Here is a 25,035-nt window from a genome sequence, read left to right as displayed (position 1 = left end):
GCGCCGTCGTGTCGCCTGCGCCGGCCGCCGCATATGCGCCGCCGAACCGTCAACGGCCGCCGAAGGAGCCGCCGCCGGAACCGCCCGACGAGCCGCCGAACCCGCCGCCGGAGAACGAGCCGCCGGAACCGCCCGACGACGAGGACGACGGCGCCGCCGCCGAGATCGTCGACTGCACCGACGCCATGCCCGAACTCAGCTGTGTGCCGAAGTCGACGAAGCCGCCGGAGAACGCGCCGAAGCTGCCGCCGGCGAGCGCCGAACCGAGCGACGCGCCGACGATCGTGCTCGGCCTGGCCGACCAGAACAGCACGCCGGAGGCGGCTGCGTTGTCGTCGAGCCATGCGGCGTCGTTGACCTGCGGATAGGCGGCGGCGAGCTGCTGCAGCACCTTACGCGACACGCCGAGCGCGGCCGCGTACACGAGATACCGGCCCCACAGCGTCACATCGAGCACCTCACGGTCGGAGAACTCGCTGAAGTCCTCGAGGTAGCGGTCGAAGCCGACGAGTTCGCCGATCGTGCGCTGCCCGGATTCGGTGATGCGGAAGTCCTTGTTCGCGATGCATGCGAACAAGCCGCAGAAGACGGCGGGCAGGCTCAGACAGCAGGTGAGCAGCACGTTGCCGTCGGACGCCATGAAGTAGATGCCGGCGAGCACGCCGACGAGGATGTCGAGGATGCCGAGCGTGACGGCGGCCGGCGACGCGTGCTGCGTCGCGCCGAGCGCGGCGCATTCGTCATCGCAGGCGTCGGTGAACAGCTCGACCGACAGATGACCGTCCTCCCACTGGCGGAACGCCTTGTTCATCTGTTTGATGTCGAACACCGGCGTGTGCAGCCGTTCGTACGCCTCGCGCAGGATGCTCAACAGCCGCTGCTCCGAGCGGCACAGTTCAGGCGCCGCGCCGCCGCCGTCGACGACCATCGTGCCGAACACGCGCGGCAGCAGCACGATCGTGCTCGTCTTGCCGAGCTTCTTCGGATTCGTCTCGCCCGACGCGATCAGCCGCGCGACGTCGGCGGAGGTGACGCGGCTCAGGTCGATGCCGGCGTAGCGTTTCGCCTCCCCCGGATACACGGCGATGTACTTCTTGTCGATCAGCGACATCATCGTCGCCGCCATCTCGCGCGACGTGCGCGTCGCGGCCGGCGCGCGGCCGATCTTCGTCCACAGCACGGCGGCCGCGCCCGGCGTCATCGCCGGCACATCGCGCCAGTAGTCGATGTCGCTTGTCAGACGTGCGGCGCGCCGCGAGCGCAGCGCCGCGCGGATGCCGAAGAAGCTCAGCAGCACGACGGTGATCGCGACGGCGATCCAGATGCACAGCCGGATAACGGCGCGGCGGTGCTGCTGGTCGTGCCATGCGCGCTCCTGACGCGTCTCGTCGTCGATCGTCCACTGCTTCGCGTCGCCGTCGACGTGGCGTTCGACGCCGGCGACGTGCGCGTTCGTCATCATCGCGACGAGGTCGAGGTGCTGCCTGGAGCGCACGTTGTAGGCGGTGAATTCGAGGCCGCCGGGGACGCGCTTCGTGAGCGAGTTGCCCGCGTAGTGCAGCCATGCCCACGAATCGCGTTCACCGGTGCCCTTCGGGAAGGTCACCGTGCCGCGTACGACGCCGATCGGCACCATGTTCTCCGGGCCGAAGGGCTCCCATTGGAACTTCGTGACGTCGTTGTACTCGGTCGCGACGCCCTCCCACGTCATCGCGATCTCGAAGCGCATGCTTTTCGCCGCGTTCGTCGCCGGGATGTTCCAGCCGATTTCGATGTCCTTGTCGCGCGGCCATTCGGGGCTTTCGTCGGCGTCGGCGTCGCTGTCGGCGTCCGTCGTCTTCGAGGCCATCGTGGCCTGCTCGTCAAGCCCCATCTGCGCGCGCGTGCGCGATTCGAGGCCGTCCACGGCAGGATCGTAGGCCTTGGGCGACGACGCGCCGGAGGTTACGTCGGCGATGTACCAGTGCCTCGCATATTCCCGGTTCCATGCGCTCGTCGACAGGTATTTCGGGTTCTTCGGTTCGGTCTGCGCGTACTCCTCGCCGGTGTCGAGGTTCTTCACGCTGACGTCGGTGATGTTCGTCAGCTGCGACGCCTTGAGCGTGTAGGTCTGGTACAGCTGCTTCCACGGGATCACGTCGTCGTCCGAGTCCTCGCGTTCGTGCAGTCGCACGTCGACGATCTGCCTGATGCGCAGGTCGCCGTCGTCGAGCACCTGCACGTCGTAGTCGAGCGAGTTGTATTCGAGGTCGGACGAATCCGACTCCTTCGCGATCAGGAATCCGATGCCGAACACGAGCGCGCAGATGACGACGGTCCAGATCACCGAGCTCAGCATCGAAAGCCATACACGTTTCTTCATGATTCTCCCTGCACGTGAGTTTTCCTCCGATCCCTTCGATTATCCCGGCCGTAGCGCCCCGCCCGCTCGCTTTTCTCAAAATCGGCTCCGTCGCCGGCATGACGGCCGTCGACCCGTCGCGCCGTCAGGCCTTTGCCAGGTCGCGCCGGTGGCCCGTAAGAAGCTCCCGACACGGCATCCCCCACCGTATCCGCGCTGAGGAGGAGCATTTTCTTCGCCCACCCCGGGTATCCGCGCCGGAAATCGCATGCTGCCGGACCGAATACCGGCGCCTATCCGAGAAAATGCTCCTCCTCAGCGCAGATACCCTCGCACGCCGTGCGATTTTGCCCCTTTGGCCTCCCACCGCGCCCCTCCCGGCTCGATGTCCGCGCCCCATTCTCCTCTCATGTGCGCCATACGGATCCGAAAACGACGGGGCGGTGGCGGCGCGCATCGTGCACGCTGCCACCGCCCCGAAGATGCGGACCGGATTGTCCGGTCAGTACTGCGGATAGCCGCCCGTCTGCGAGCCGTCCGCGGTCGGATACTGCGGATATCCGTTGTTCGCCGGCGGCTGCTGCACCGGCTGGGTCGGCATCGTCGGCTGCTGCACCGGCTGGGTCGGCATCGTCGGCTGCGGCTGCGCCGGCATGCCCGGCTGCGTCGGCTGGGTCGGCTGGGTCGGCGCCGGCGAAGGCATCGGCATGCCCGGCTGCGCCGTCGGCGGCTGCTGCGGCTGCGCGAAGTTCACCTGCGGCACCTGGCGGTCGGCGTCGTCGACGTTGAAGTACGCGGCTTCGACGAAGTGGCACATGCCGGCGACGATGTTCGACGGGATCGTCTGGATCTTGTTGTTGTACTTGAGCACGACGTCGTTGTAGAACTGGCGTCCGTAGGCGATCTGCTCCTCGATCTGCGCGAGCTGCCGCTGCAGATCCATGAAGTTGACGTTCGCCTTGAGGTCGGGGTAGGCCTCGACGACGGCGCGGAGGTTGAACATCGCGCGCGACAGCTGGTTCTCGGCGTTGATGCGGGTCGCGAGCGACGCGTTCGGCTGGCTCGCGGCGCTCACGGCGTTGGCGCGCGCCTGCGTGACCTGCGTGAGCACGGCGTTCTCGTGCCCGGCGTATCCCTTGACCGTTTCGACGATGTTCGGGATGAGGTCGGCGCGTTTCTTGAGCAGCACGTCGACCTGCGCCCAGCCGTTCGTCACGCGGTTGCGCAGCTGCACGAGCGAGTTGTAGGTCGTGACGAACCAGACCACGAGCACGAGGATGACCGCCAGGATGACGATCAACGCGATGACGGGGCCGTTCATAAGCGGTTCTCCTTGATTGGCTGAGGGTGTGACGGCTTCATGCATCGCCGTCCGCCGTCCCGGTATTGTCCCGATTATCGCACGGTCAGCCAACAATGCCGGCCCGCATCCCAGATCCGTGGGCACGCCCGCACGTCCGGGGCGTCCCACCCGACGCGCCCGTCGGGCGTATCCCCGTCCGCCGACGGCGCGGCGGCGCGCCCGTCGGCGGCATGTCCTGTGAACAACGTCACAGCCTCTGCCGTCGCCGTCGTCCGCACGTCGCCGACGCGACCCATACGGACGTCTGCCGACATGCGGATACTGTGGCCTTCCTCACATCCGCAACCACTACATCTAGTGTTTAACAACCACTAGAAACACCATGTATTGTTGTTCGGGCAGCGGCGCCACGCCCGCCGGCGACGGCCCCGCATATGCCGCCCGACCGGGATGCACGTCGCAGCGCGCCGCACCGAACCGCCAACCGCATACGACCGTCCGGAACCATGCCGGCCACGGCCGCCGGACGAAAGGAGCACTGATGTCCACCACGATCTACACGAAGCCGGGATGCCCGCAATGCACGGCGACGCGCCGCGCCTTCGACCGTCTCGGCCTTGACTACCGCACCGTCGACATCACGCACGACCCGACGGCGGCGCAGACGCTGCGCGACGCCGGGTTCCTGCAGGCACCGGTCGTCGTCACCGACGCCGGCTCCTGGTCCGGCTACCGTCCCGACCGCATCCGCCTCCTCCTCCGGCAGGGCGACGCGTCATGACCGGCACCATCGTCTACTTCTCGTCGGCGTCGCGCAACACCGAACGCTTCGTCGAACGCTGCGACTTCCCATCGCGCGGCATCGACGTGCGGCGCATCCCGCTCGCGCCGGCGGACGGCGCGCTGCACGTCGACGCCCCGTACATCCTGATCGTGCCGACCTACGGCGGCGGCGACGCGCGCAAGGCCGTGCCGCCCCAGGTGAAGCGCTTCCTCAACGACCCCGCGAACCGTTCGTGGATCCGCGGCGTCATCGCCTCGGGCAACACGAACTTCGGCGAGGCGTATGCGGCCGCCGGCCCGATCATCGCCGGCAAATGCCATGTCCCGCTGATGTACCGCTTCGAACTGATGGGCACGGCGCGCGACGTCGCGACGGTGACCGACGGCGTGACGCGCTTCTTCGGCGCCCTGCCGCACTGACCCGTCCGCGCTCCATAACCCCGACCATTGCAGACCAACCGTTTCCAGGACCACCGATGACCCAGACCACACAGACCGCACAGCCCACCCACTCCCCCATCGTCGATCCGGGCGCCGACCCCCATGCGCTCAACGCGATGCTCAACCTCTACGACGAGGACGGCCGTATCCAGTTCGACAAGGACCACGAGGCCGTCGACGCCTTCCTCGACGGCCATGTACGCCCGCGCATGCGCCGCTTCGCGAGCACCGCCGCACGCCTTGACTATCTGATCGCCCACGATTACTACGACCCGGCCGTCTTCGCCGCCTACACGCCGGCCTTCCTCGACGAGATCCACATGCGCGCCGCGAACGCCGGCCACCGTTTCGAGACCTTCCTCGGCGCGTTCAAGTTCTACCGTTCGTATGCGCTGAAGAGCTTCGACGGCGAGGAGTACCTCGAGGACTTCCCGCAACGCGCCGCCGCCGTCGCGCTCGCGCTCGCCGACGGTGACGAGGACGCGGCGCGCGACGTCCTCGACGAGATCGTCTCCGGCCGCTTCCAGCCGGCGACGCCGACCTTCCTCAACCTCGGTAAGGCGCAGCGCGGCGAGCCGGTCAGCTGCTTCCTCGTACGCATCGAGGACAACATGGAATCGATCTCGCGCGGCATCAACGCGGCGCTGCAGCTGAGCAAACGCGGCGGAGGCGTCGCGCTGCTGCTGAGCAACCTGCGCGAGGCGGGCGCGCCGATCAAGCACATCGAACATCAGTCGAGCGGCGTCGTGCCGGTCATGAAGCTGCTCGAGGACTCGTTCAGCTACGCGAACCAGCTCGGCGCCAGGCAGGGCGCCGGCGCCGTCTATCTGCACGCCCACCATCCGGACATCATGCGTTTCCTCGACACGAAACGCGAGAACGCCGACGAGAAGATCCGCATCAAGTCGCTCGCGCTCGGCGTCGTCATCCCGGACATCACCTTCGAACTGGCGAAACGGCGAGAGCCGATGGCGCTGTTCAGCCCCTACGACGTGGAACGCGAATACGGCGTGCCGTTCGCCGACCTCGGCATCAGCGCGCACTACGACGAACTGCTCGCGAATCCGAGGATCCGGCGCACCGAGATCGACGCGCGCGGGTTCTTCACGACGCTCGCGCAGATCCAGTTCGAATCCGGCTACCCGTACATCCTGTTCGAGGACACGGCGAACCGCGCGAACCCGATCGCCGGCCATATCACGATGAGCAACCTGTGCTCGGAGATCCTGCAGGTGCAGGAGCCGAGCACCTACCGCGAGGACCTCGCCTACGACCACGTCGGGCGCGACGTCAGCTGCAACCTCGGCTCGCTCAACATCGCGCGCGCGATGGACGCGGGGCTCGCGCGTCCGGTGCGCACGGCGATCCGCGCGCTCACCGCCGTCGCCGAACACACGCGCATCGACGCGGTGCCGTCGATCCGCCGCGCGAACGACGAAGGCCACGCGATCGGACTGGGGCAGATGAACCTGCACGGCTTCCTTGCGCGCGAAGGCATCCGCTACGGCTCGCCGGAGGCGCTCGACTTCACGAACCTGTACTTCATGACGGTCGCCTACCACGCCTACACGGCCTCACACGAGCTCGCCGTCGAACACGGCCGCGCATTCGCCGGCTTCGAGGATTCCGCCTATGCGAAGCCGGCCGGCGCCGGCAACCATTTCGACAAGTATCTCGACGGATCGGTCGACATCGCGCCGCGCACCGAACGTGTGGCCGAGCTGTTCGCCGGCTGCGGCGTGGAGGTTCCGACCGCCGACGACTGGCGCGCGCTGCAGCGCGCGATCATGCGCGACGGCATCTACAACCAGTATCTGCAGGCGGTGCCGCCGACCGGCTCGATCTCGTACATCAACCACGCCACGAGCTCGATCCACCCGATCGCCGCAAAGATCGAGATACGCAAGGAGGGCAAGACCGGCCGCATGTACTACCCGGCCCCGTACATGACGAACGACAACCTCGAACTGTACGCCGACGCCTACGAGATCGGCTGGAAGGCAATCGTCGACACCTATGCCGAGGCGACGCGGCACATCGACCAGGGACTCTCGCTGACGCTGTTCTTCCCGGACACGGCGACGACGCGAGAGCTCAACCAGGCGCAGATCTACGCGTGGCGCAAAGGCATCAAGACGCTCTACTACATCCGCATCCGCCAGCGTGCGCTCGAAGGCACCGCCGTCGACGGCTGCGTCAGCTGCACGTTGTGAGCGCACGCCACAACCGGCCGATCCGTCCGATGCGACCGACCCAACCAATCCGACCAACACCAACCGAACCATCCGATTCCGAAGGAGCATCCATGGCACCGCACACCGCACTCATCGACCGCGTCACCGCAATCAACTGGAACCGTCTCGAGGACGACAAGGACCTCGAGGTCTGGGACCGTCTCACCGGCAACTTCTGGCTGCCGGAGAAGGTGCCGGTCTCGAACGACATCCCCGATTGGCGCACGATGAGCGATGCCGAACGCACGCTGACGATGCGCGTGTTCACCGGACTCACGTTGCTCGACACGATCCAGGGCACCGTCGGCGCCGTCAGCCTGATCCCGGACGCGCTCACGCCGCACGAGGAGGCCGTGTACACGAACATCGCGTTCATGGAAAGCGTGCATGCGAAAAGCTATTCGTCGATCTTCTCGACGCTGTGCTCGACGGCGCAGATCGACGAGGCCTTCTCATGGAGCGAACGCAACCCGCATCTGCAGCGCAAGGCGCAAATCGTGCTCGACTATTACGAGGGCGACGACCCGCTCAAGCGCAAGGTCGCCTCGACGCTGCTCGAATCGTTCCTGTTCTATTCGGGCTTCTATCTGCCGATGTACTTCTCGGCGCACGCGAAGCTGACGAACACGGCCGACGTGATCCGTCTGATCATCCGCGACGAGGCCGTGCACGGCTACTACATCGGCTACAAGTACCAGCGGGGCCTCGAACTGGCCGACGACGCGAAGCGCGCCGAAATGGAACGCTACACCTACGATCTGCTCGACGAGCTCTACGAGAACGAGGTCGCGTACACGCATTCGCTGTACGACGAGGTCGGTCTGGCGGACGACGTCGAGAAGTTCCTGCACTACAACGCGAACAAGGCGCTGATGAACCTCGGCTACCCGGCGCTGTTCCCCGCCGAGATCTGCGACGTGAACCCGGCGATCCTCGCCGCGCTCGCACCCGACGCCGACGAGAACCACGATTTCTTCTCCGGTTCCGGCAGCTCCTATGTGATGGGCAAGGCCGAGCAGACCGACGACGACGATTGGGATTTCTGATTCCGGGCCGCCGCGGGCAACGGCAACGATGAGGGCCCCGCCGTCCATCAGGACGGCGGGGCCCTCATCGTTCAGCGGCCGGACTCAGCCGGCGCCCATCGATCAGTCCTCGAAGGGATCGAAATCGCGACGCACACGGCGGCGCGGACGCTCGTGACGCTCCTCGCGTCCCGCACGGTACTCGTCGTAGTTCTCGTCGGCGGCGTAGCGCGGGTTGCGGTCGTCGGAACGGCGGCGGCGCGGACGATCATCGCGGTCGCGATCGTCGTCATGGCGGCGAGAACGGCGCGGACGGTCGTCATAGTCGCGGTCACGGTCGTCGGAACGGCGGCCGGCGCGGGACGGTCGTCAATAGTCATCGTCGTCATAGTCGCGGCGGCGCGGACGGTCGTCATAGTCACGGTCGGCACGGCGGTCGTCGCGGTCATCGCGGCGGCGGCGCGGACGATCGTCACGATCGTCGTCGTCACGGCGGCGCGGACGGCGCGGACGGTCGTCGCGGTCGTCGCGGCGGCGGTCGTCGCGGCGGGCGGCGCCGGCGTTGCTCTCCTGGTTCTCATACCCCGGGATCGCGAGCGAGATCTTGCCGCGGTCGTCGACGCCCTGGACGACGACCTCGACGGTGTCGCCCTCCTTGAGCACATCCTCGACCGAGTCGATGCGCTCGCCGTCGGCGAGGTTGCGGATCTGCGAGATGTGCAGCAGGCCGTCAGTGCCCGGCGTCAGGTTGACGAAGGCGCCGAAGCTCGTCGTCTTGACGACCTTGCCGTTGTAGGTCTCGCCGGCCTGGGGCACGTGCGGGTTGGCGATCTGGTCGATGATCTCCTTCGCCTTCTGCGCGGCCTCGCCGCCTTCGGAGGCGATGTAGACGGTGCCGTCGTCCTCGATCGTGATCTCGGCGCCGGTGTCCTCCTGAATCTGGTTGATCATCTTGCCCTTCGGGCCGATGACCTCGCCGATCTTGTCGACCGGGACCGTCGTCGTGATGATGCGCGGCGCGAACGGGCTCATCTCGGCCGGGCCGTCGATGCACTCGTTGATGACCTCGAGGATCGTCGTGCGCGCCTCGTGCGCCTGCTTGAGCGCGCCGGCGAGCACGTCGGCCGGAATGCCGTCGAGCTTCGTGTCGAGCTGCAGCGCGGTGATGAAGTCGGCGGTGCCGGCGACCTTGAAGTCCATGTCGCCGAAGGCGTCCTCGGCGCCGAGGATGTCGGTGAGCGTCTTGTAGACGTGCTGACCGTCCACGTCACCGGAGACGAGGCCCATTGCGATGCCCGCGACCGGGGCCTTGAGCGGGACGCCTGCGTCAAGCAGCGACAGCGTGCTCGCACACACCGAACCCATCGACGTCGAACCGTTCGAACCGATGGCCTCGGAGACCTGACGGATCGCGTAGGGGAACTCCTCTCGGCTCGGCAGCACCGGCACGATCGCCTTCTCGGCGAGCGCGCCGTGGCCGATCTCGCGGCGCTTCGGCGAACCGACGCGACCGGTTTCGCCGGTCGAATACGGCGGCATCTCGTAGTTGTGCATGTAGCGCTTCGTCTGCGGGCCGCTCAGCGCGTCGATCTGCTGCTCCATCTTGAGCATGTTGAGCGTCGTGACGCCGAGGATCTGCGTCTCGCCACGCTGGAACAGCGCCGAGCCGTGCACGCGCGGCACGATGCCCACTTCGGCGGACAGCGTGCGGATGTCGCGCAGGCCACGGCCGTCGATGCGGTAGTCCTGCGTGAGGATGCGGCGGCGCACGATCTGGCGCTGCAGCTCCTTGAACGCGTTGCCGAGTTCCTTTTCCTTCTCGGCGTCGTCCATGTCGGTGAACTCAAGCGCGAGCGTGTCGCGGACCTTCTGCTTGATCTCGGAGATACGCTCCTGACGCGGCAGCTTCTCGGCGATCGACAGGGCCTCGTCGAGGTCGGCGTGCGCGATCTCGACGATGCGGTTGTAGAGCTCCTCGGTGTACTCCGGGAAGAGCGGGAAGTCGCGCGTCTCCTTCGCGGCGATCTTCTTGAGCTCGTTCTGCGCATCGCACAGAACCTTGATGAACGGCTTGGCGGCCTCGAGGCCACCGGCGACGACCTCCTCGTCCGGCTTCGTCTGGCCCTCGTCGTAGATGAGGTTCCATGCGTTCTTGCCGGCACCCGCCTCGATCATCGCGATCGCGACGTCGCCGTTGTCGACGACACGGCCGGCGACGACGATCTCGAAGACGGCGCGCTCGCGTTCGCTCCAGCGCGGGAACGCGACCCACTGGCCGTCGATGAGCGCGAGGCGCACGCCGCCGACCGGGCCTTCGAACGGCAGGCCGGAGATCAGCGTCGACGCCGATGCGGCGTTGAGCGCGATCATGTCATACGAATCCTCCGGGTTCACCGCGAGGATCGTCTCGACGACCTGCACCTCGTTGCGCAGCGTGTGCGGGAACAACGGGCGCAGCGGGCGGTCGATGATGCGGCACGCCAGGATCGCCTCGGAGCTCGGGCGGCCTTCGCGACGGAAGAACGAGCCCGGGATCTTGCCCGCGGCGTACATCTTCTCCTCAACGTCAACGGTGAGCGGGAAGAAGTCGTAGTTCTCCTTCGGGCTGCTGCCCGCGGTGGTGGTGGACAGGACCATCGAATCGTCGTCCAGATACGCGGCGACGGCGCCGTCCGCCTGCTGGGCGAGACGGCCGGTTTCGAAGCGCACCGTGCGCTTGCCATACGAACCGTTGTCGATGACGGCTTCTACCGCCTTGATTTCGGGACCCTCCATAGGGTTCCTCCTTTTTCTTTTCTGTTGTTACTACTGTTCTGCAAACATCCTCGTCGGGCCATCGATGGCTTCCGATGACCGTGATTGATTATGTTGTCCGCGGGTGTTTCGTCCCACGCGCCCCGCGATTCATCAGCCTGACGAATCCCCCGGGCCTCTTTGGGATCCGGACCTCTCCTGGTCCGGTCTCCGCCAGTGTCTCATTGTAATACCGCCGGCCTGTGCTCATCCCTCTATGCCACCGGCTATATCGTCGCGCGCCTGCATCGGCTCCCGTCACGCGCGCCATACAAAAAACCCGAGCCGGTCTTGGACCGGACTCGGGCGGACGCTTGGATTATCGGCGCAGACCCAGACGCTCGATGAGCGAGCGGTAGCGGTTGATGTCCACGTTCTTGAGATAGTCAAGCAGACGACGACGGTCACCGACCATCAGCAGCAGACCACGACGGGAGTGGTGATCGTGCTTGTGCTCCTTGAGGTGCTCGGTCAGATCGGCGATGCGCTTGGTGAGCAGTGCGATCTGGACCTCCGGAGAGCCGGTGTCACCTTCATGGGTAGCGTACTTAGCGATGATGTCCTGCTTTTCTTCAGCCGTCAGTGCCACGGCATCCTCCTTGTAGACTGCGCGGTGCTGCCGGCCCGATGCCGGTGCGCTCTCTATCCGCGGGCGAAACACGCCAATCGGCAACTATACAGGCTCCCCGCGACGGCGTGTCGTCCCCGTGTCCGAGCACCCGCGCGCCGTATGTGCCCCACACAGCGCACGCATACGCAATACGAGTCGCACACTGCTCCGTCAGCGTCCCATACCGCGCACGCATACGCGCCCCGAGTCGCCGCGCCCCATCCCAGCGTTCCGAACAGCGTACGCATACGCACCACAAGTCGCCCGCGTCCACGATGCGACCCTTTTGTTCGCCCAACGTGGAAGCGAACCGACTCATCAACGGCGGCGCAACAACGGCGCCCCACAATGTTCGGCGAACGACAGCGCAACAGGCGCGGACAGACGCGGACACAGGGAGGAAGCAGATATGGGCACGGTCACGAAGGTCGGCATCATCGGCATGGGACATGTGGGCGCGCACGTCGCGAACAGCCTCGTGCTGCAGGGCATCGCCGACGAGCTGTATATGACGGAGCAATGCTCCGGCGACGAGGACCGCAGCGCCAAACTCGCCGCGGAGGTCCAGGACCTCGGCGACTCGCTCGCGTTCTGCCCGCACAACGTCGCCCTCTTCAACTGCGGCGACGACTATGCGCGGCTCGCCGACTGCGACGTCATCGTCAACGCGGCCGGCAAGGTCAGCCTCGCGAGCAAGGATCGCGACGGCGAACTGTTCTACACGACCGACACGGCGAAGAAGTTCATCAAGCCGATCGCCGACGCCGGATTCGACGGTGTGTGGGTGACGATCGCCAATCCGTGCGACGTCGTCGCCACCGAGATCTGGAAACTCTCCGGCATCGACCCGCGCCACGTCATCGGCACCGGCACCGCACTCGACTCAAGCCGTCTCAAATACGCGCTGTCGCGCGCGACCGGCTATGACCAGCATTCGATCTGCGCCTACATGCTCGGCGAGCACGGCAGCAGCATGTTCGCGGCGTGGAGCGCCGTGAACTTCGGCGGCAAACCGCTCGCCCAGCTCAGACGGGAACAGCCGGAACGCTTCGGCTTCGACGAGCGCGAAATCGAAGAGGAGGCACGGCACGGCGGCTACGTGACCTACGCCGGCAAGCAATGCACCGAGTTCGCCGTCGCCGACGCCGCATGCCGCCTCGTGCGCGCCGTCGTCTCAAACGAGCATTACATCACGCCGTGCTCGACGCTGATGACCGGCGACTACGGCGAGGAGGGATTCTTCACGTCACTGCCGTGCGTCGTCGGCGCCGACGGCGTCGAGGAGGTCATGCACTTCGATCTGTCGGACGCCGAGCTCGCCGAGTTCCACGCGAGCTGCGCGCACGTCAAGGAGAACCTCGAGCGCATCGGCCTGCGCTGAACTGAGCGTTCACGCAGTCGCACGTGCGAAAAAACGGCCGTCTCCGCCATGTGCGGCGGGGACGGCCGTTTGTTGCTTATGCGGATGACTGATTGCGGTCAGACGATCGTCAGCATGCCGCCGAACAGCACGATGAGCAGTGCGACCACTTCGAAGACGAACCACAGCAGCAGCGACGTCCACACATGCGTGAGCACGTTGAGCGGCGAATCCTTCCTGATGATGACGAGCAGCCCCACCCAGACGACGGCGAAGACGGCGAGCGCAAGCGACGCGGCGATGATGCCGAGGTTCGCGGCGTTCGCGATGCGCGCGGAGTCGCCGTACATGACGTAGGTCGAATGCCAGAAATCGAACCTGAGCAGCGACACGCCCGAAATGAACTGTTCGGCGCACAGGAAGACGAGGAAAGACGTGAACCACGGGATCTTGCGTCGGTCGACGATCATCATCGCGAGTGAGACGAACGCGAATACGGTGACCGCCCAGGCCACAAGCGCGATGCCGCGCGGGTCGACGTTCGCGAAACGGTGCACGATCTGCGCCGTGTGCCGCACCGCGAGCGAACGGCCGGCCCAATACGGGAACACGAGCGCGGCGAGTGCGAGGATGCAGCCGAATGCCCAGCGCACCGGATGCGAGCGGCTGCGTTCGATGTCGGCGAGTGACACGTCCGATTCGGGGATCGTGGCCTCGGGGTGCTTCGAGACGAGGTTCTCCTCCATCTCCTGACCGCTTTCCGGCTCGGTGGGTGTCGGGCGCGGCTCGGCCTCGAGCTTCGCGACCTCACGTTCGTCGGCGTCCGCCATCGGTGACCTCCCTTACGATGCCCGCGCCCGAAACGCGCGCCGTCCTGTTATGCGTATGCTGCGTATGCGTGACGCGTGTTGCGCACCCGACGCGGATCCGCACGTGTGACGCGTGTTACGCATATACGCCTGCCAGCTTCAGCATACGAACCGCGCCCTACCGTCCCAGGCTGAACCGTCGACCACGGCGACCAGTCGACGCGCAACGTCCCATTCCGTCGACCACGCCGACGAACCGACCCGCTCACCGGCCTCTTTCCGTCCCACTTCGTCAGCCACATCGACGAACCAACCCGCTGAGCGGTCTCGTCAGAGGTCGCGGTGTAGCATCCGCGGTATGCAGACGTTGTATCACACGCTCGCCGCCCTGCACATCGACACCGACGAGGTCGAGCATGATCCGGTGACGACGGTCGAGGCCGCACAGTTCGTCAAAACGCTCATCGATGGCTTCGGCGTCAAGAACCTGTTGTTGCGCAACTCGCGCGACGACTACTATCTCGCCATGCTCGACGAGAGCAAACGCGCCGATCTCAAGGAGCTCGCACGCATCCTGCGCAGCGGGCGACTGAGTTTCGCAAACGCCGAACAACTGCATGACACGCTTGGACTCGAACCTGGCAGCGTCACGCCGCTCGCCGTCATCAACGACGCCGACCACGCGGTGACCGTCCTCATCGACCGCACGCTCATCGGCAAGCGTCTACTCGTGCACCCACTGACGAATACGAAGACGATGGCGATCAACTATGACGATCTGATCCGTTTCCTCGACGCCACCAACCACCCGCCAACCCTGTTCTGACCCATTCCGTCGCCCCCATCGACGAACCGACCCGCAAGCAGGCCTGTTTCCGATACAACCGGTCGACCACGGCGACGAACCGCCCCGCTAACAGGCTCCATTCCGTCCCGAACCGTTGACCTCATCGACGAACCAACCCGCAACGGAATCGCTACGGGCAGTCAGCCTCCCCTGTACCGCTCTTGTACCTTCTCACCCCCGCCAACGATATGCGAAAGGCCGCGGATTCGTTGGAATCCACGGCCTTTCTGATGGAGCGGATGACGGGAATCGAACCCGCGTAATCAGTTTGGAAGACTGAGGCTCTACCATTGAGCTACATCCGCGTGCCGTCTGGAACAGCGTTCCGGACAACGTGTGCCATTATACACAACGCCGTGCCAACCGCAAATCCGCAGCCGCACAACCCACACAGACCAGCCCGCGCGACCTCCCTACTGCGCGCAGAGCATGACGACGGCCGAAGCGATCCCGCCGTCGTGAGAGATCGACACGAACCAATGCAGATCCGGCTCCGGCTCGGCGTCGCTGAACACGTGTGCACCGACCGATTTGCGCAGTCGGCTTTCCACATCGCCGCCAAGCACGATGCGCGGGCAGCCGTCGGCCTCGCTGAGCACCTCGATGGCCGCCCACGGCGTATCGTCGAGCGTGTAGGGGCTCGTCGCCGTCCCGAGCGCCTCGCACCACGCCTTGATGACCGATTCCTTGGCCGCCCACCGCCCGGCGAGGTGCACGGCCTGCCCGTCGTGCTTCTGCTCGGCGCGCAGCCGTGCCTGCCGCAGCTCGCGCGCCGAGAACAGCGCGCGCATATGCGACCCGGGCGCCTCAAGCTGTTCCTCGAACGCGCGCACGTCCACCACATCATGTCCGACACCGAGCATCGTCATCGCCGCAACCTCCCTACGCCAACGTTTGCCGTCATCCCCACGATAGCCGCCGCACCCGCGTCCTCCCCACGGCGCAACGCAATCGACACGCGCACCCTCCGCAAAAACGCGCGCAGGGCGCGCCGAACGCCGTATGCCTTACGCATACGCCATCCCACGCGCCCCACACAACGCCCGCACAAATCTCAGCGAGCGCACGCCGCGAAGAACCCGTCCGCGCCGAGTCGCGCATCCGGATCGAGCAGCATCGCCTTCTCGACCTCATGTGCGTCGTAGCCGTGGCCGTCCTCGTGGAAACGACGGTTGTCGATCGGCTCGTAGAGTGCCGCGCGCCCCATCATGCCTTCCTCGAGCCTGCGCCGTCCGGCCGCGAGCCGCTCGTTCGCACGTGCACGCCATGCATCAAGCGCGTCGGCGCCATGCGTATGCTCGACGGCCGCCTCGAAGGCGCCCGGATGCACGATCGCCGCGAATCCGGAGACGTGACCGAAGCCGAGCGATGTCGCGAGCGCCGCCTTCACCGTCCGCCGCGTACCGATTGCGAGCGGCCGGCGCAGCCACACCATGTAGTCGTCGCGCGCGAGCTTCGGGTCGACGCATTCGAGCGCCGCGTTCGCCGGCACGATGCCGGAGCGGAACAGCTGCGTGATGCCGTTGATCTGGAACACGCACGCGCCGCCCTTCGCATGTCCGGTGAGCGATTTCTGCGAGATCACGAACAGCGGGTTGCCTTCTTCGCGTCCGATCGCGTGGGCGAGCGTGTTGTGCAGTTCCGACTCGTTCGGGTCGTTCGCGTTCGTCGACGTGTCGTGCTTGGAGACCACGGCGATGTCGTCCGGCGTGACGCCGAGCGTCGCGAGGTCGCGCACGAGCTTCGACGAGCGGCCGCCGAGCCCTGCGGCGAGTGCGCCGAGGCCGGGCGCCGGGATCGACGTGTGTGCGCCGTCGGCGTAGGAGTGCACGAAGCCGATGACGCCGGCGACCGGAAGGCCGAGGCGCAGCGCGATGTCGCCGCGAGTGAGCAGCACGGTGCCGCCGCCCTGCGATTCGACGAAGCCTCCGCGGCGGCGGTCATTCGCGCGTGAGAAGAACCGCGCTTCGATGCCCTTGTCGTACATCTCCTGCGAGTTCGCGGTCGCGTTCATGTTGCCGAATCCGATAACCGATTCGACGCCGATGTCGTCGATGGCGCCAGTGACGACGAAGTCGGCTTTGCCGAGCGCGATCTTGTCGGCGCCTTCCTCGAGCGAGACGGCGGCCGTCGCGCATGCGGACACCGGCTGCACCATGTTGCCGTAGCCGCCGATGTAGCTTTGCATGACGTGCGCGGCGACGACGTTCGGCAGCGCCTCCTGCAGGATGTCGGTCGGGATTTCGTGGCCGAGGAAGCGGTCGAGGTACAGCTTGCGCATCGAGGCCATGCCGCCGAAGCCGGTTCCCTGCGTGCTTGCGACCATCGACGGATGCACGGCCGTGAGGATCTCGGTCGGCGTGAAGCCGGCGGACAGGTACGCGTCGACGGTCGTCACGATGTTCCACAGTGCGATCGGGTCGACGTCGCCGACCATCGAGGCGGGGATGCCCCACTTCGTCGGGTCGAAGCCGTCGGGGAACTGGCCGCCGACGGTGCGTGTCATCGTCGCGCGCCGCGGCACGCGGATCATCGATCCGGCGTGGCGCGTCACGATCCATTCGCCGCTGTCGTCGTCGGGCATGATTGACGTGTGCTCGGCGTCCATTGCGATGTATTCGTCGGCGATCGCGCGCGTCGGCACGCTGAAGCTCACGTCGTGGTCGAGGTAGACCTCGGCCTCCTCCTCGTCGGTGCCGTCGCGGTAGTCGGAGCCCATGCCGGGCGCGAACGGGCGCACGCCGGATTTGGCGACGACCTCGTCGTGGTAGCGTTCGGCGATGTCCGATTCCGGCACGAGGTTGCCGTCGACGTCGTACCAGCCGGGCTTGGGCGAGTCCGCCCAGCTGAGCAGTCCCATGTTCCACGCGAGTTCGAGCACGGCGCCGGCGGAGAGGTCGACGTCGCCGTCCGCGTGGATGCCGAGTTCGGCTTCGGCGCGCGTGCGTCCCGACCCCCACGGGCCGAGTTCGCCGATCGAGACGATGACGATTTCATCCTCCGGCCGTGCGCTCACCCGTTCCCATTCGGCGAGGTTGACCGCCGCCTGCTTCGGCACGTGCGGGCTCGGCAGTGCCTTGACCTGCATGGCGTCGGCGTCGGCGTCCGCCTCCGCCTCGTCGAGCGCGGCGTCGGCGAGCGCTTCGGCGCGCAATGCGCGGATGTCGATCGGCTCGGCGCCGAGGCCGCCGGTCAGGTCGACGTCGAGCGGCGCGACGGCCGCCCGCTCACGCGCCTCGTCCGTCGTCAGCTTGAGCAGTTCGGCGGCGATCTGTTCGGTGGAGTACGTCGTCAGGCCGTGCTTTTCGACGACGGCGACGAGCGGGTCGTTGCCCCCCATCAGTCCGGTGCCGCGCACCCAGCCGATCTTCGGATGCGCGAAGGTGACGCGGTCCGACCATGCGTGTTCGCTGCGGGCGCGGTTGATGATCGCGTCGAACGCGCTCTTGACTTCGCCGTATGCGCCGTCGCCGCCGAAGACGCCGCGGTTCGGTGAGCCTGGCAGCACGACGTGCAGTTTGTGGCGCACGTCCGTGTCGGCGCCGAGAGCCGCGAACCCGGCGATCGCGCGTTCGACGCCCCACAGCATCAGGCGCGCCTGCGATTCGAACAATGCGCCGGAGTCGGCGAGCGAACCGTGCACCGGCGGCGCCGCGAACGGGAAGAACAGGTCCGGCTCATAGGCCGGCTTGAGCACCGTCGTCGTCGCACCGTTCGTCTTCTTCTGCACATGGCCGACCCAGTCGACGAGCGCGTCGACGTCGCGGTACGACGACAGGTTCGCCGGCATGAGCCACAGTTTCGCGTCGCCGCGCGCGTGTTCGCGGTAGCTGCGCTGCGCCCATGTCTTGACGGACGGCTTGAAGCTGTGCGACGTCGCGATGACGGTCGCGCCGCCTTCGAGCAGTCCGGCGACGATCTGCGCGGCGATCGAGTTCGGCGCGACGCCGGTGACGACGGCCACCTGACCGTCGTAGTCGAGCGTGGCCTCGGTCGTGTCGGCCGCCGCCTGCTCGGCGATCGCTGCGTAGCGTGCGGCGAGCGCGGCGTCGTCGGCGTGCGCCACGTACCATGCGGCCTGCTTGGCGACGGCGTCGCCGGCCGCCGTGAAGTCGCCGGCGATCGCGTCGGCGTCGCCGTTGTAGTAGGCGCGGGCGAGGTCTTCGCGCGCCGACGCCCAACGGTCGTCGAAGAGGATCGCCTGGCGCGCGTCGAAGCGCGGCGCGACCTGCGTCGGCCAGTCGGAGCCGAGTTCGGCCTCGACGGCGGCGACGACGGCCGTGTTCTCGGCGTCGTCGCCGGGCTGCGGCGCCGGCGTGTCGACGCCGAGCTGGCCGAGAACGAATCTGGCCGTCGCGGCGAGGACGCCGCCGGAGCCGGTGACCGACGCCGCGTAGGCGTCCAATGCGGCCGAGTCGACGACGCCGCCCGAGGCGGCGGACGCGCTCGGCATCGCGACCTGCACGCCGTGCGCGGCGGCGACGGCCTGCACGGCCGCGTCGATCATCGCGTTCGCGGCGTTCATGTTCGCCGCCGACGTCGCGGCGAGCGTCGCGAGGTCGCCGCCGCGCGCGGAGGCGCCGTCGCGCGAGCCGAGCACGAGTTCGGCGACGACGTGACTCGCCCAGCCTTCGCCGAGTCCCCACGTCTCGCGCACGCGCTTGTCGATCTGCGGCAGCTTGATGCCGGCCGCGCCGAAGAGCGCGCGCACGCGGTCGCGCACGATGTCGGCGAGCACGGGACCGAAGGCCTTGTAGTTCGGGGCGACCTTGTCGACGAGCGCGCCGAGGTCGCGGATCGACGCTTCGGCGGCGCCGTCGACGCTCGCGACGCCGAGTTCGGCGCTGATGTCCATCAGCAGCTGGTTGCGGCGCGACGAGACGCCGTTCGTCAACGTGTCGGTCGTGTCATCGTCGCCGATCTGCTCGGGGCGGATCTTCGCGGCGTACGCGAGCAGCATCGTGATGCCGTCGTGCGCGCGGAACGCGAGGTCCGGCACGTCTGCTCCGGAGACGCCCGCCGCCGGCGCGGCCGGCACTTCGGGCACCGCGGCGGCCGGTGCGACGGGCTGCGGCGCCGCCGGGGCGGCCGCGGCCGGCGCGCTTTCGGTCGTCGTCTCCTCGATGTCGGCGTCCTCGACGAGCGGATCCGCATCGGTCATGTAGACTCGGCCCTCGTCGCGGCCGACGTTGTACACGGCGACCTGACGGCGCGAGAACTCCGGCAGCCGCAGCGTCTTCGCGGCGAGGTTCGCGAGCGTCGGCGCGTTGCCGAGACCGACCTCGACGAGCTGTTCGACGCCGAGTCCGCCCTGTTCGCGCGCGCCGAACAGCAGCGCCTGCGTTTCGATCCAGCGCACCGGCGACGCGAACTGCCACGACAGCAGCTCGGTGAGCAGCAGTCGGCCGAGTTTCTGATCGTCGGCGGCGTAGGAGTCCCAGACGGCGTCGTCGGCGAGCGCGGCGGCGATGCGTTCGCTCGGCACGACGTCGAGGATCCGCTGCGCGAACTCCTTCGTCATCGCGAACGGCGCGGCGACGAGGTTCGGGATGTACAGTCCCTCGAGCGCGCCGCGGTAGTCGATTTCGGCCGGCAGCAGCGCATCGAGCTTGTCGCGGAACTCGGGGACGCCCTTGCGCAGCAGCGATGAATGGAACGGCACGTCGATGCCCGGCACGAGCATGAACGCCGGCTTGCCGCCGAATTCCGCCACGCGGCGTGCGGCGTCGGCGGCGAGCGCCTTGAGTCCGGCGATCGTGCCGGCGACCGCGTACTGCTGGCCGGCGAGATTGTAATTGACGATTTCGAGGAACTCGCCGCTCGCCTGCGCGACCGACTCCACATATTCGCGCACGTGCGCGTCGTCGACGCCGAACTGATTCGGACGCAGCGCGCCCATGCGGTAGTTCGATCGGCCCTGCGCGTCGCGGTCGATGAGATGATGCATCGTCGAGCCGCGGTGGAAGACGAGTTCGAGCACTGTCTCCAGCGGGATGACATGCGCGAAGGAGCTCAGCGCGTTGTATTCGCCGAGCGAATGGCCGGCGAAGTACGACGGGCGGATGTCGGCGCCTGCCTCCTGCATACGCGCCGTCTGCGCAAACGCGACGGTCGCGAGCGCGACCTGCGTGAACTGCGTGAGGTTGAGCAGACCTTCCGGATGGCGGTAGGTGACACCGTTCGCCGTCAGCTCCTTCGGGTTGTCGCGCACGACGGCGAGGATCGAGAACCCGAGCCGTTCGCGCGTGAGACGGTCGGCGCGTTCCCACACGTCGCGCGCCGCCGGCGACTTCATACGTTCGTCGAGCACCATCCCCTGGCTCTGGATGCCCTGGCCGGGGTAGACGAAGGCGGTGATCGGCGCGCGCGTGACCGCAGTCGCACGGCTGACGAGCTGCCCACCGATGCGGCACGTCACCTCAAGCGCGAGGCCGGCGTGCGCGACACGTCCGACGCGTTCGACGCTAATCTCCACGTCGTCGTCGAGCTGCACCATGCCGTACATGTTGTAGGTCCAGCCGGCGATCTCGTAGTGCGCGCCGCGTTCGTCGAGCGACTGCACGGCGTGCTGCGCCGTCGCCGACAGCCACATGCCGTGCACGAGCGGCTGCGACAGTCCGCTGATCGCGGCGCCGCGGCGCGACGTGTGGATCGGGTTGAAATCGCCCGATGTGCGCGCGAACGCCGTCATCTCGTGCGGCGCGCGGACGGTGACGCGGCGCAGCAGACGGCGCGGCGTCGCGACGACGTGGGCGTCGAGCCCGCCGTCGTCGGCGGCCGGCGCCGGCAGTTCGTCGCTGTAGGCGCGGCCGCGGATCGCGAATCGTTCGCTCTCTTCGGCGAGCACGGTGCCGTCGGCGGCCGTGTGGCGCACATGGATCGTCACGACGCGTCCCGACGCCGATTCGAAGTACGGCTCTGCCCAGCTCGTGAGCGTCACCTGTTCTCCGACGTGCGCCAGCAGCGTCTCCTCATCGACGCCCAGCGCGATCAGATGGTCGAGATGGACGGCGTTGAGCAGGCCTTCGATGACCGGGTATCCGTCGACGCTGACCGAGCCGAGTGCCGCATAGATCGCCGGCCATGCGGGGCCGACGAGCGCATCGGGCGCGATCGGCGCGGGCACGAGGTCGACCGGCAGCGCCCCGCCGGTGGCCGCCTCATGGTCGGCACCGAGATTCGCCGACAGCGTGTATGCGGCATGCGCGACACCGAAGGGTGCGGCCGTCTCATCCACGCCGTCCGCCGCGGCGTCGGCGGCTTCGATCGACGGCATCGTCGTCAGTTCGTCGCCGGTGATCGCCGTGTTGCCGATGCCGGCCGTCGCGGCGAGCATGCGGTAGACGTGTTCGGGCAGGCGCTCGCGGTCGACGACCGGGATCATGCCGGTTGCGTCGAGCTGCACGTTGAGCGGGATGACGATGTCGCGCACCGCGTGCTTGTCGAGTCCGCCGTCCGGTTCGTCGTCCCAGAACGTGTCGAGATGGATGTCGAGGTCGAACTGTTCGACGCCGGCCTGCTCGTCGCGGCCGAGATGAATCAATTCGTAGGTCTTGTCGCCGCGCGCGGTGCCGTAGGCCGGGTTGGCGCTCTGGTGGCCGACCCACGAGAGGTTCGGACTGCGGCGGATGAAGTCCTCAGCATCGGTGGCGCCGGCGAGCAGCGCGAAGCGCTCGGCGGCGGCCGCGTCGACATCCGCGGCACCCGTTTCGCCTGCCACGCGCGCCGTCATCGCGTCGTTGAAGCGGCCGAGGATGTCGGCGACCGGCTCGTCGACCGTCGTGATGCCGGCCACCGAGATCGGGCCGGGGATGATGCGCACCGAATCGGCCGGGTAGCGCGGGTCCTCGGACTGCCACAGCTGGTCCTGTCCCCACCAGCGCAGCAGGTCGTGGTCGATCGCCGGCACGAAGGGCATCGGCTTGGGGTATTCGCGCACGAGTTCGGTGAACCACGCCTCGTCGGTCGGCGTCACCGTGAGTTCCTGCATCGCCGGATATGCTTCGACGAGCGCGGCGAGCGCGGCGAAGGGGTCGGCTTCGACGTCGGCGCGGGACGTGAACATCGGCGTGAACGCGCCCTGTTCGAGGTCGATGACGCGCGCCTCGATGCGCTGCAGCAGATGCAGGTAGCGGTCGGCGTAGGTGCCGTCGGCCCACGGGAACGCGAGTTCGGCGAATCGGCGAGCCCAATCCTCGTAGCTCATCGTCTCAAGGTCACCGAAGTACGGCTTCGCGGTCTGGTCGAGTGCTTCGATGATCTCCTCGCGGCGCGACTCGAGCTCCTCGGGGTGTTTCATGATGTGCACGAGCAGGCGGCCGCAGCGCGCGGAGGCGTTCTCGAGTTCGTAGATGTCGGCATGCAGATGGCTCAGGCCGCTCGTCACGCCGCCGACGGCCTTGCCGCTCGGTACCCACTGTTCGCCGAGCGGCGCGAACACGTCGTCCGCATCGGCGTCGGCCGCCGTGATGCCCGGCGTCTTGACGAGCAGTCGCTTGACCTCGGGCGAGGTGTGCGCCTCCTTCGCCGTCATGACGGCGGTGCCGACGAGCACGCCGTCGACGGGCATCGCCGGACGGCCGTAGCGCGTCGCCCATGCGCCGGTGATGTAGTCGGCGCCGCGTTCCGGCGTGCCGATGCCGCCGCCGACGACGAGCACGAGGTTGTCCTGACCGCGCACCTGCGCGTAGGTGGCGAGCAGCAGGTCGTCGAGCGATTCCCAGCTGTGGTGGCCGCCCGCAGAGCCGCCTTCGACCTGCACGATGATCTTCGCCGGCACGACGGCCTTCGCGATGCGCACAACCTGGCGGATCTGCTCGACGGTGCCCGGCTTGAAGCATACGTAGGGGAAGCCGTCGGCGTTGAGCGACGCGACCAACGCGACCGCCTCGTCGAGTTCGGGGATGCCGGCGGAGACGACGACGCCGTCGATCGGCGCGCCGGACGCGCGCTTCTTCGGCACGATGCGCGACGAGCCGAACTGCAGGTTCCACAGATAGCGATCCATGAACATCGCGTTGAATTCGACGGTACGTCCCTCGTCGAGCCGTTCGCCGAGTTCGGCCATATGACGATCGAAGACCTCGGCCGTCACCTGGCCGCCGCCGGCGAGCTCCGCCCAGTATCCGGCGTTCGCGGCCGCGGCGACGATCTCGGGGTCGACGGTCGTCGGCGTCATGCCGGCGAGCAGCACCGGCGGCTTGCCGGTCAGTCGCGTGAACGCCGTCTCGATACGCTCACCCTGTGGCGTGCACACGAGCCGCGGCGCGTACTTCGTCCAGTCCTGCAGGCGCGCCGGGTCGTCGACGGCCGTCGCGAGCGCCGCGCGCGAGGCGACGTCCGACGCTTCGACGACGCCGACGCCGGTGCCTTCAGCGACGGCCGCGCACAGCTTGCCGAGCGTCATACCCGGCCCGAGGTCGATCGTCCACAATGTGCGAGGATCGTGTTCCTTGAGCAGTTCGCCGATCTGCATGTTCCAGTCGACCTGGTTGACGAGCACCTCCTCGGCGAGCGTGCGCGCGCGTGCCTCGTCGATGCCGCATACGGCCGCCCATGTGACGGTCGTCTCGACGGCCTGCGCCATCAGCGGCGAATGGAACGGCAGCGTCACCTCGAGGTATTCGAGCACCGGGTCGAAGACGTCGCCGCCGCGCACCTTGTCGGCGCGCAGCCGCGCCTGACGGCGGTGTTCGCGCGCCGCCTCGTCGGCGAATGCGGCGAGGTCCTGCGGGTGGCCGGAGAGGACGACGTGGTTCGCCGAGTTGATGACGGCGACGCTGATCGGGCCGAGCGCGTCGGCGACGCGTGCGATCAACGCGTCCGCCTGCGCCGGCAGGATTCCCTTGACCGACAGCATCGGCGTCGCCTCGCCGAACTTGCGCACGATGCGTCGTGCGCGTGCCTCGCGCGTGCCGGCGGCGCCGATCAACGCGGCGATCGCGAGGATCTCGTCGATGCGCGGGCGCGCCGCCTCGATCGAGCCGGCGTCGGCGATTGCCTGCGCCATATGCACGGCGAGGATGCCCTGCGAGTGGCCGAGCAGCGCGACCGGCTTCGCGTCGGCGATCGCATAGCCGAGCTGTTCGAGGTCGATCAGGGCGCCGAGCTGGGCGAGCGCGATGCCTTCGATGCTCGCTGTCGCGTCCGCGGCCGCGCTGAGCATCGCCGGGTTCGCGTCGAAGTCGAACAGGTCGACGTCTTGTCCGCTCGTCGCGAGCAGCTGCGCGGCGACCGGCGTGAGCAGATCGTGTGCGCGGCGCGCGGCCGCCCTGAGCGCGTCGGCGGTCATCGGCTCGTCCATCAGCTCGGCGAGCGCCGTCGTCCACGGCGTGGACTGCCCGGCGAACATCAGGGCGTGGGCTTCGTGCTGGAGTCGTTCCATGAATGATGCGGTACTCATCGGTATCGGTGATGCTTTCTCTTCGGTGTTCTTCGGTGGTCTTGAGTTGATTTGATTGCGTTTGCAGTTGATTGAGTTTGCAGTTGA

11 protein-coding genes, 1 tRNA gene and 2 pseudogenes are annotated in these 25,035 nt (G+C 67.4%); 6 read left to right on the top strand and 8 right to left on the bottom strand.

Annotated features, from left to right (window positions below; translation table 11 throughout):
• Positions 1–49: 49 nt before the first annotated feature.
• Together BCHO_RS03385 and BCHO_RS03380 are read right to left on the bottom strand one after the other, a co-directional pair.
• Positions 50–2,362 carry a DUF2207 domain-containing protein gene (locus BCHO_RS03385; protein WP_024541024.1) on the bottom strand — a complete coding sequence of 771 codons (2,313 nt, stop codon included), beginning with the start codon at positions 2,360–2,362 and terminating at the stop codon, positions 50–52.
• Positions 2,363–3,086: 724 nt separating this feature from the next.
• Positions 3,087–3,662: pseudogene (locus tag BCHO_RS03380) on the bottom strand (LemA family protein); the annotation flags it as partial.
• A 523-nt stretch (positions 3,663–4,185) separates the two neighbouring features.
• On the opposite strand from BCHO_RS03380, the gene BCHO_RS03370 reads away from it, so the two are divergent.
• The 4 genes from BCHO_RS03370 (at position 4,186) to nrdF (ending at position 8,148) form a co-directional block, all read left to right on the top strand.
• Positions 4,186–4,425, top strand: coding sequence for a glutaredoxin family protein (locus BCHO_RS03370; RefSeq protein WP_024541027.1), 240 nt, complete (start codon positions 4,186–4,188; stop codon positions 4,423–4,425).
• Positions 4,422–4,847 carry a class Ib ribonucleoside-diphosphate reductase assembly flavoprotein NrdI gene (nrdI, locus tag BCHO_RS03365; RefSeq protein WP_024541028.1) on the top strand — a complete coding sequence of 142 codons (426 nt, stop codon included), beginning with the start codon at positions 4,422–4,424 and terminating at the stop codon, positions 4,845–4,847. The genes BCHO_RS03370 and nrdI overlap by 4 nt, the downstream gene beginning before the upstream one ends.
• A 56-nt stretch (positions 4,848–4,903) precedes the next feature.
• Positions 4,904–7,081, top strand: a complete 2,178-nt coding sequence (gene nrdE / locus BCHO_RS03360; protein ID WP_051354876.1) for a class 1b ribonucleoside-diphosphate reductase subunit alpha — start codon at positions 4,904–4,906, stop codon at positions 7,079–7,081.
• 92 nt (positions 7,082–7,173) lie between these two features.
• Entirely contained in the window at positions 7,174–8,148 is a 975-nt protein-coding gene (nrdF, locus tag BCHO_RS03355; protein WP_024541030.1) for a class 1b ribonucleoside-diphosphate reductase subunit beta, read from the top strand.
• A 102-nt stretch (positions 8,149–8,250) separates the two neighbouring features.
• On the opposite strand, the pseudogene BCHO_RS03350 reads toward nrdF, so the two are convergent.
• Together BCHO_RS03350 and rpsO are read right to left on the bottom strand one after the other, a co-directional pair.
• A pseudogene (locus BCHO_RS03350) lies at positions 8,251–10,902 on the bottom strand (polyribonucleotide nucleotidyltransferase).
• A 337-nt stretch (positions 10,903–11,239) separates the two neighbouring features.
• Positions 11,240–11,509 (bottom strand): 30S ribosomal protein S15, encoded by a 270-nt coding sequence (rpsO, locus tag BCHO_RS03345; RefSeq protein ID WP_024541032.1) that lies wholly within the window; start codon positions 11,507–11,509, stop codon positions 11,240–11,242.
• Between the two features lie 430 nt (positions 11,510–11,939).
• Here rpsO and BCHO_RS03340 point away from each other — a divergent pair, with 430 nt between their 5' ends.
• On the top strand, positions 11,940–12,911 hold the full coding sequence (locus BCHO_RS03340; RefSeq protein WP_024541033.1) for a lactate/malate family dehydrogenase: 972 nt from the start codon (positions 11,940–11,942) through the stop codon (positions 12,909–12,911).
• Between the two features lie 98 nt (positions 12,912–13,009).
• Here BCHO_RS03340 and BCHO_RS03335 read toward each other — a convergent pair whose 3' ends face one another.
• The gene (locus BCHO_RS03335; protein ID WP_024541034.1) at positions 13,010–13,720 is read right to left on the bottom strand and encodes a hypothetical protein; all 711 of its coding nucleotides are present in this window, start codon (positions 13,718–13,720) and stop codon (positions 13,010–13,012) included.
• Positions 13,721–14,057: 337 nt separating this feature from the next.
• Here BCHO_RS03335 and BCHO_RS03330 point away from each other — a divergent pair, with 337 nt between their 5' ends.
• Positions 14,058–14,525 (top strand): prolyl-tRNA synthetase associated domain-containing protein, encoded by a 468-nt coding sequence (locus BCHO_RS03330; protein ID WP_029675497.1) that lies wholly within the window; start codon positions 14,058–14,060, stop codon positions 14,523–14,525.
• A gap of 252 nt (positions 14,526–14,777) precedes the next feature.
• Here the strand turns inward: BCHO_RS03330 and BCHO_RS03325 are convergent.
• The 3 genes from BCHO_RS03325 to BCHO_RS03315 all read right to left on the bottom strand — a co-directional run bounded on the left by BCHO_RS03325 (position 14,778) and on the right by BCHO_RS03315 (position 24,948).
• A tRNA-Gly gene (locus tag BCHO_RS03325) sits at positions 14,778–14,851 on the bottom strand.
• A gap of 108 nt (positions 14,852–14,959) precedes the next feature.
• Positions 14,960–15,409: a holo-ACP synthase gene (locus tag BCHO_RS03320; protein WP_024541036.1), complete on the bottom strand. Its 450-nt coding sequence runs from the start codon at positions 15,407–15,409 to the stop codon at positions 14,960–14,962.
• Positions 15,410–15,600: 191 nt separating this feature from the next.
• Positions 15,601–24,948 carry a type I polyketide synthase gene (locus tag BCHO_RS03315; protein WP_024541037.1) on the bottom strand — a complete coding sequence of 3,116 codons (9,348 nt, stop codon included), beginning with the start codon at positions 24,946–24,948 and terminating at the stop codon, positions 15,601–15,603.
• Positions 24,949–25,035: the final 87 nt, after the last annotated feature.

Source organism: Bifidobacterium choerinum (assembly GCF_000741135.1).
In the GTDB taxonomy this organism is placed as follows: domain Bacteria; phylum Actinomycetota; class Actinomycetes; order Actinomycetales; family Bifidobacteriaceae; genus Bifidobacterium; species Bifidobacterium choerinum.
Note: the sequence above shows the minus strand (reverse complement) of the source record. Positions and strands in the feature narration are given on the sequence as shown.

Bases quoted from the DNA above. Each gene is read 5' to 3' on its own strand.
- BCHO_RS03385 (WP_024541024.1), bottom strand. From the start codon at position 2,362: ATGAAGAAACGTGTATGGCTTTCGATGCTGAGCTCGGTGATCTGGACC.
- BCHO_RS03370 (WP_024541027.1), top strand. From the start codon at position 4,186: ATGTCCACCACGATCTACACGAAGCCGGGATGCCCGCAATGCACGGCG.
- nrdI (WP_024541028.1), top strand. From the start codon at position 4,422: ATGACCGGCACCATCGTCTACTTCTCGTCGGCGTCGCGCAACACCGAA.
- nrdE (WP_051354876.1), top strand. From the start codon at position 4,904: ATGACCCAGACCACACAGACCGCACAGCCCACCCACTCCCCCATCGTC.
- nrdF (WP_024541030.1), top strand. From the start codon at position 7,174: ATGGCACCGCACACCGCACTCATCGACCGCGTCACCGCAATCAACTGG.
- BCHO_RS03340 (WP_024541033.1), top strand. From the start codon at position 11,940: ATGGGCACGGTCACGAAGGTCGGCATCATCGGCATGGGACATGTGGGC.
- BCHO_RS03335 (WP_024541034.1), bottom strand. From the start codon at position 13,720: ATGGCGGACGCCGACGAACGTGAGGTCGCGAAGCTCGAGGCCGAGCCG.
- BCHO_RS03330 (WP_029675497.1), top strand. From the start codon at position 14,058: ATGCAGACGTTGTATCACACGCTCGCCGCCCTGCACATCGACACCGAC.
- BCHO_RS03320 (WP_024541036.1), bottom strand. From the start codon at position 15,409: ATGCTCGGTGTCGGACATGATGTGGTGGACGTGCGCGCGTTCGAGGAA.
- BCHO_RS03315 (WP_024541037.1), bottom strand. From the start codon at position 24,948: ATGAGTACCGCATCATTCATGGAACGACTCCAGCACGAAGCCCACGCC.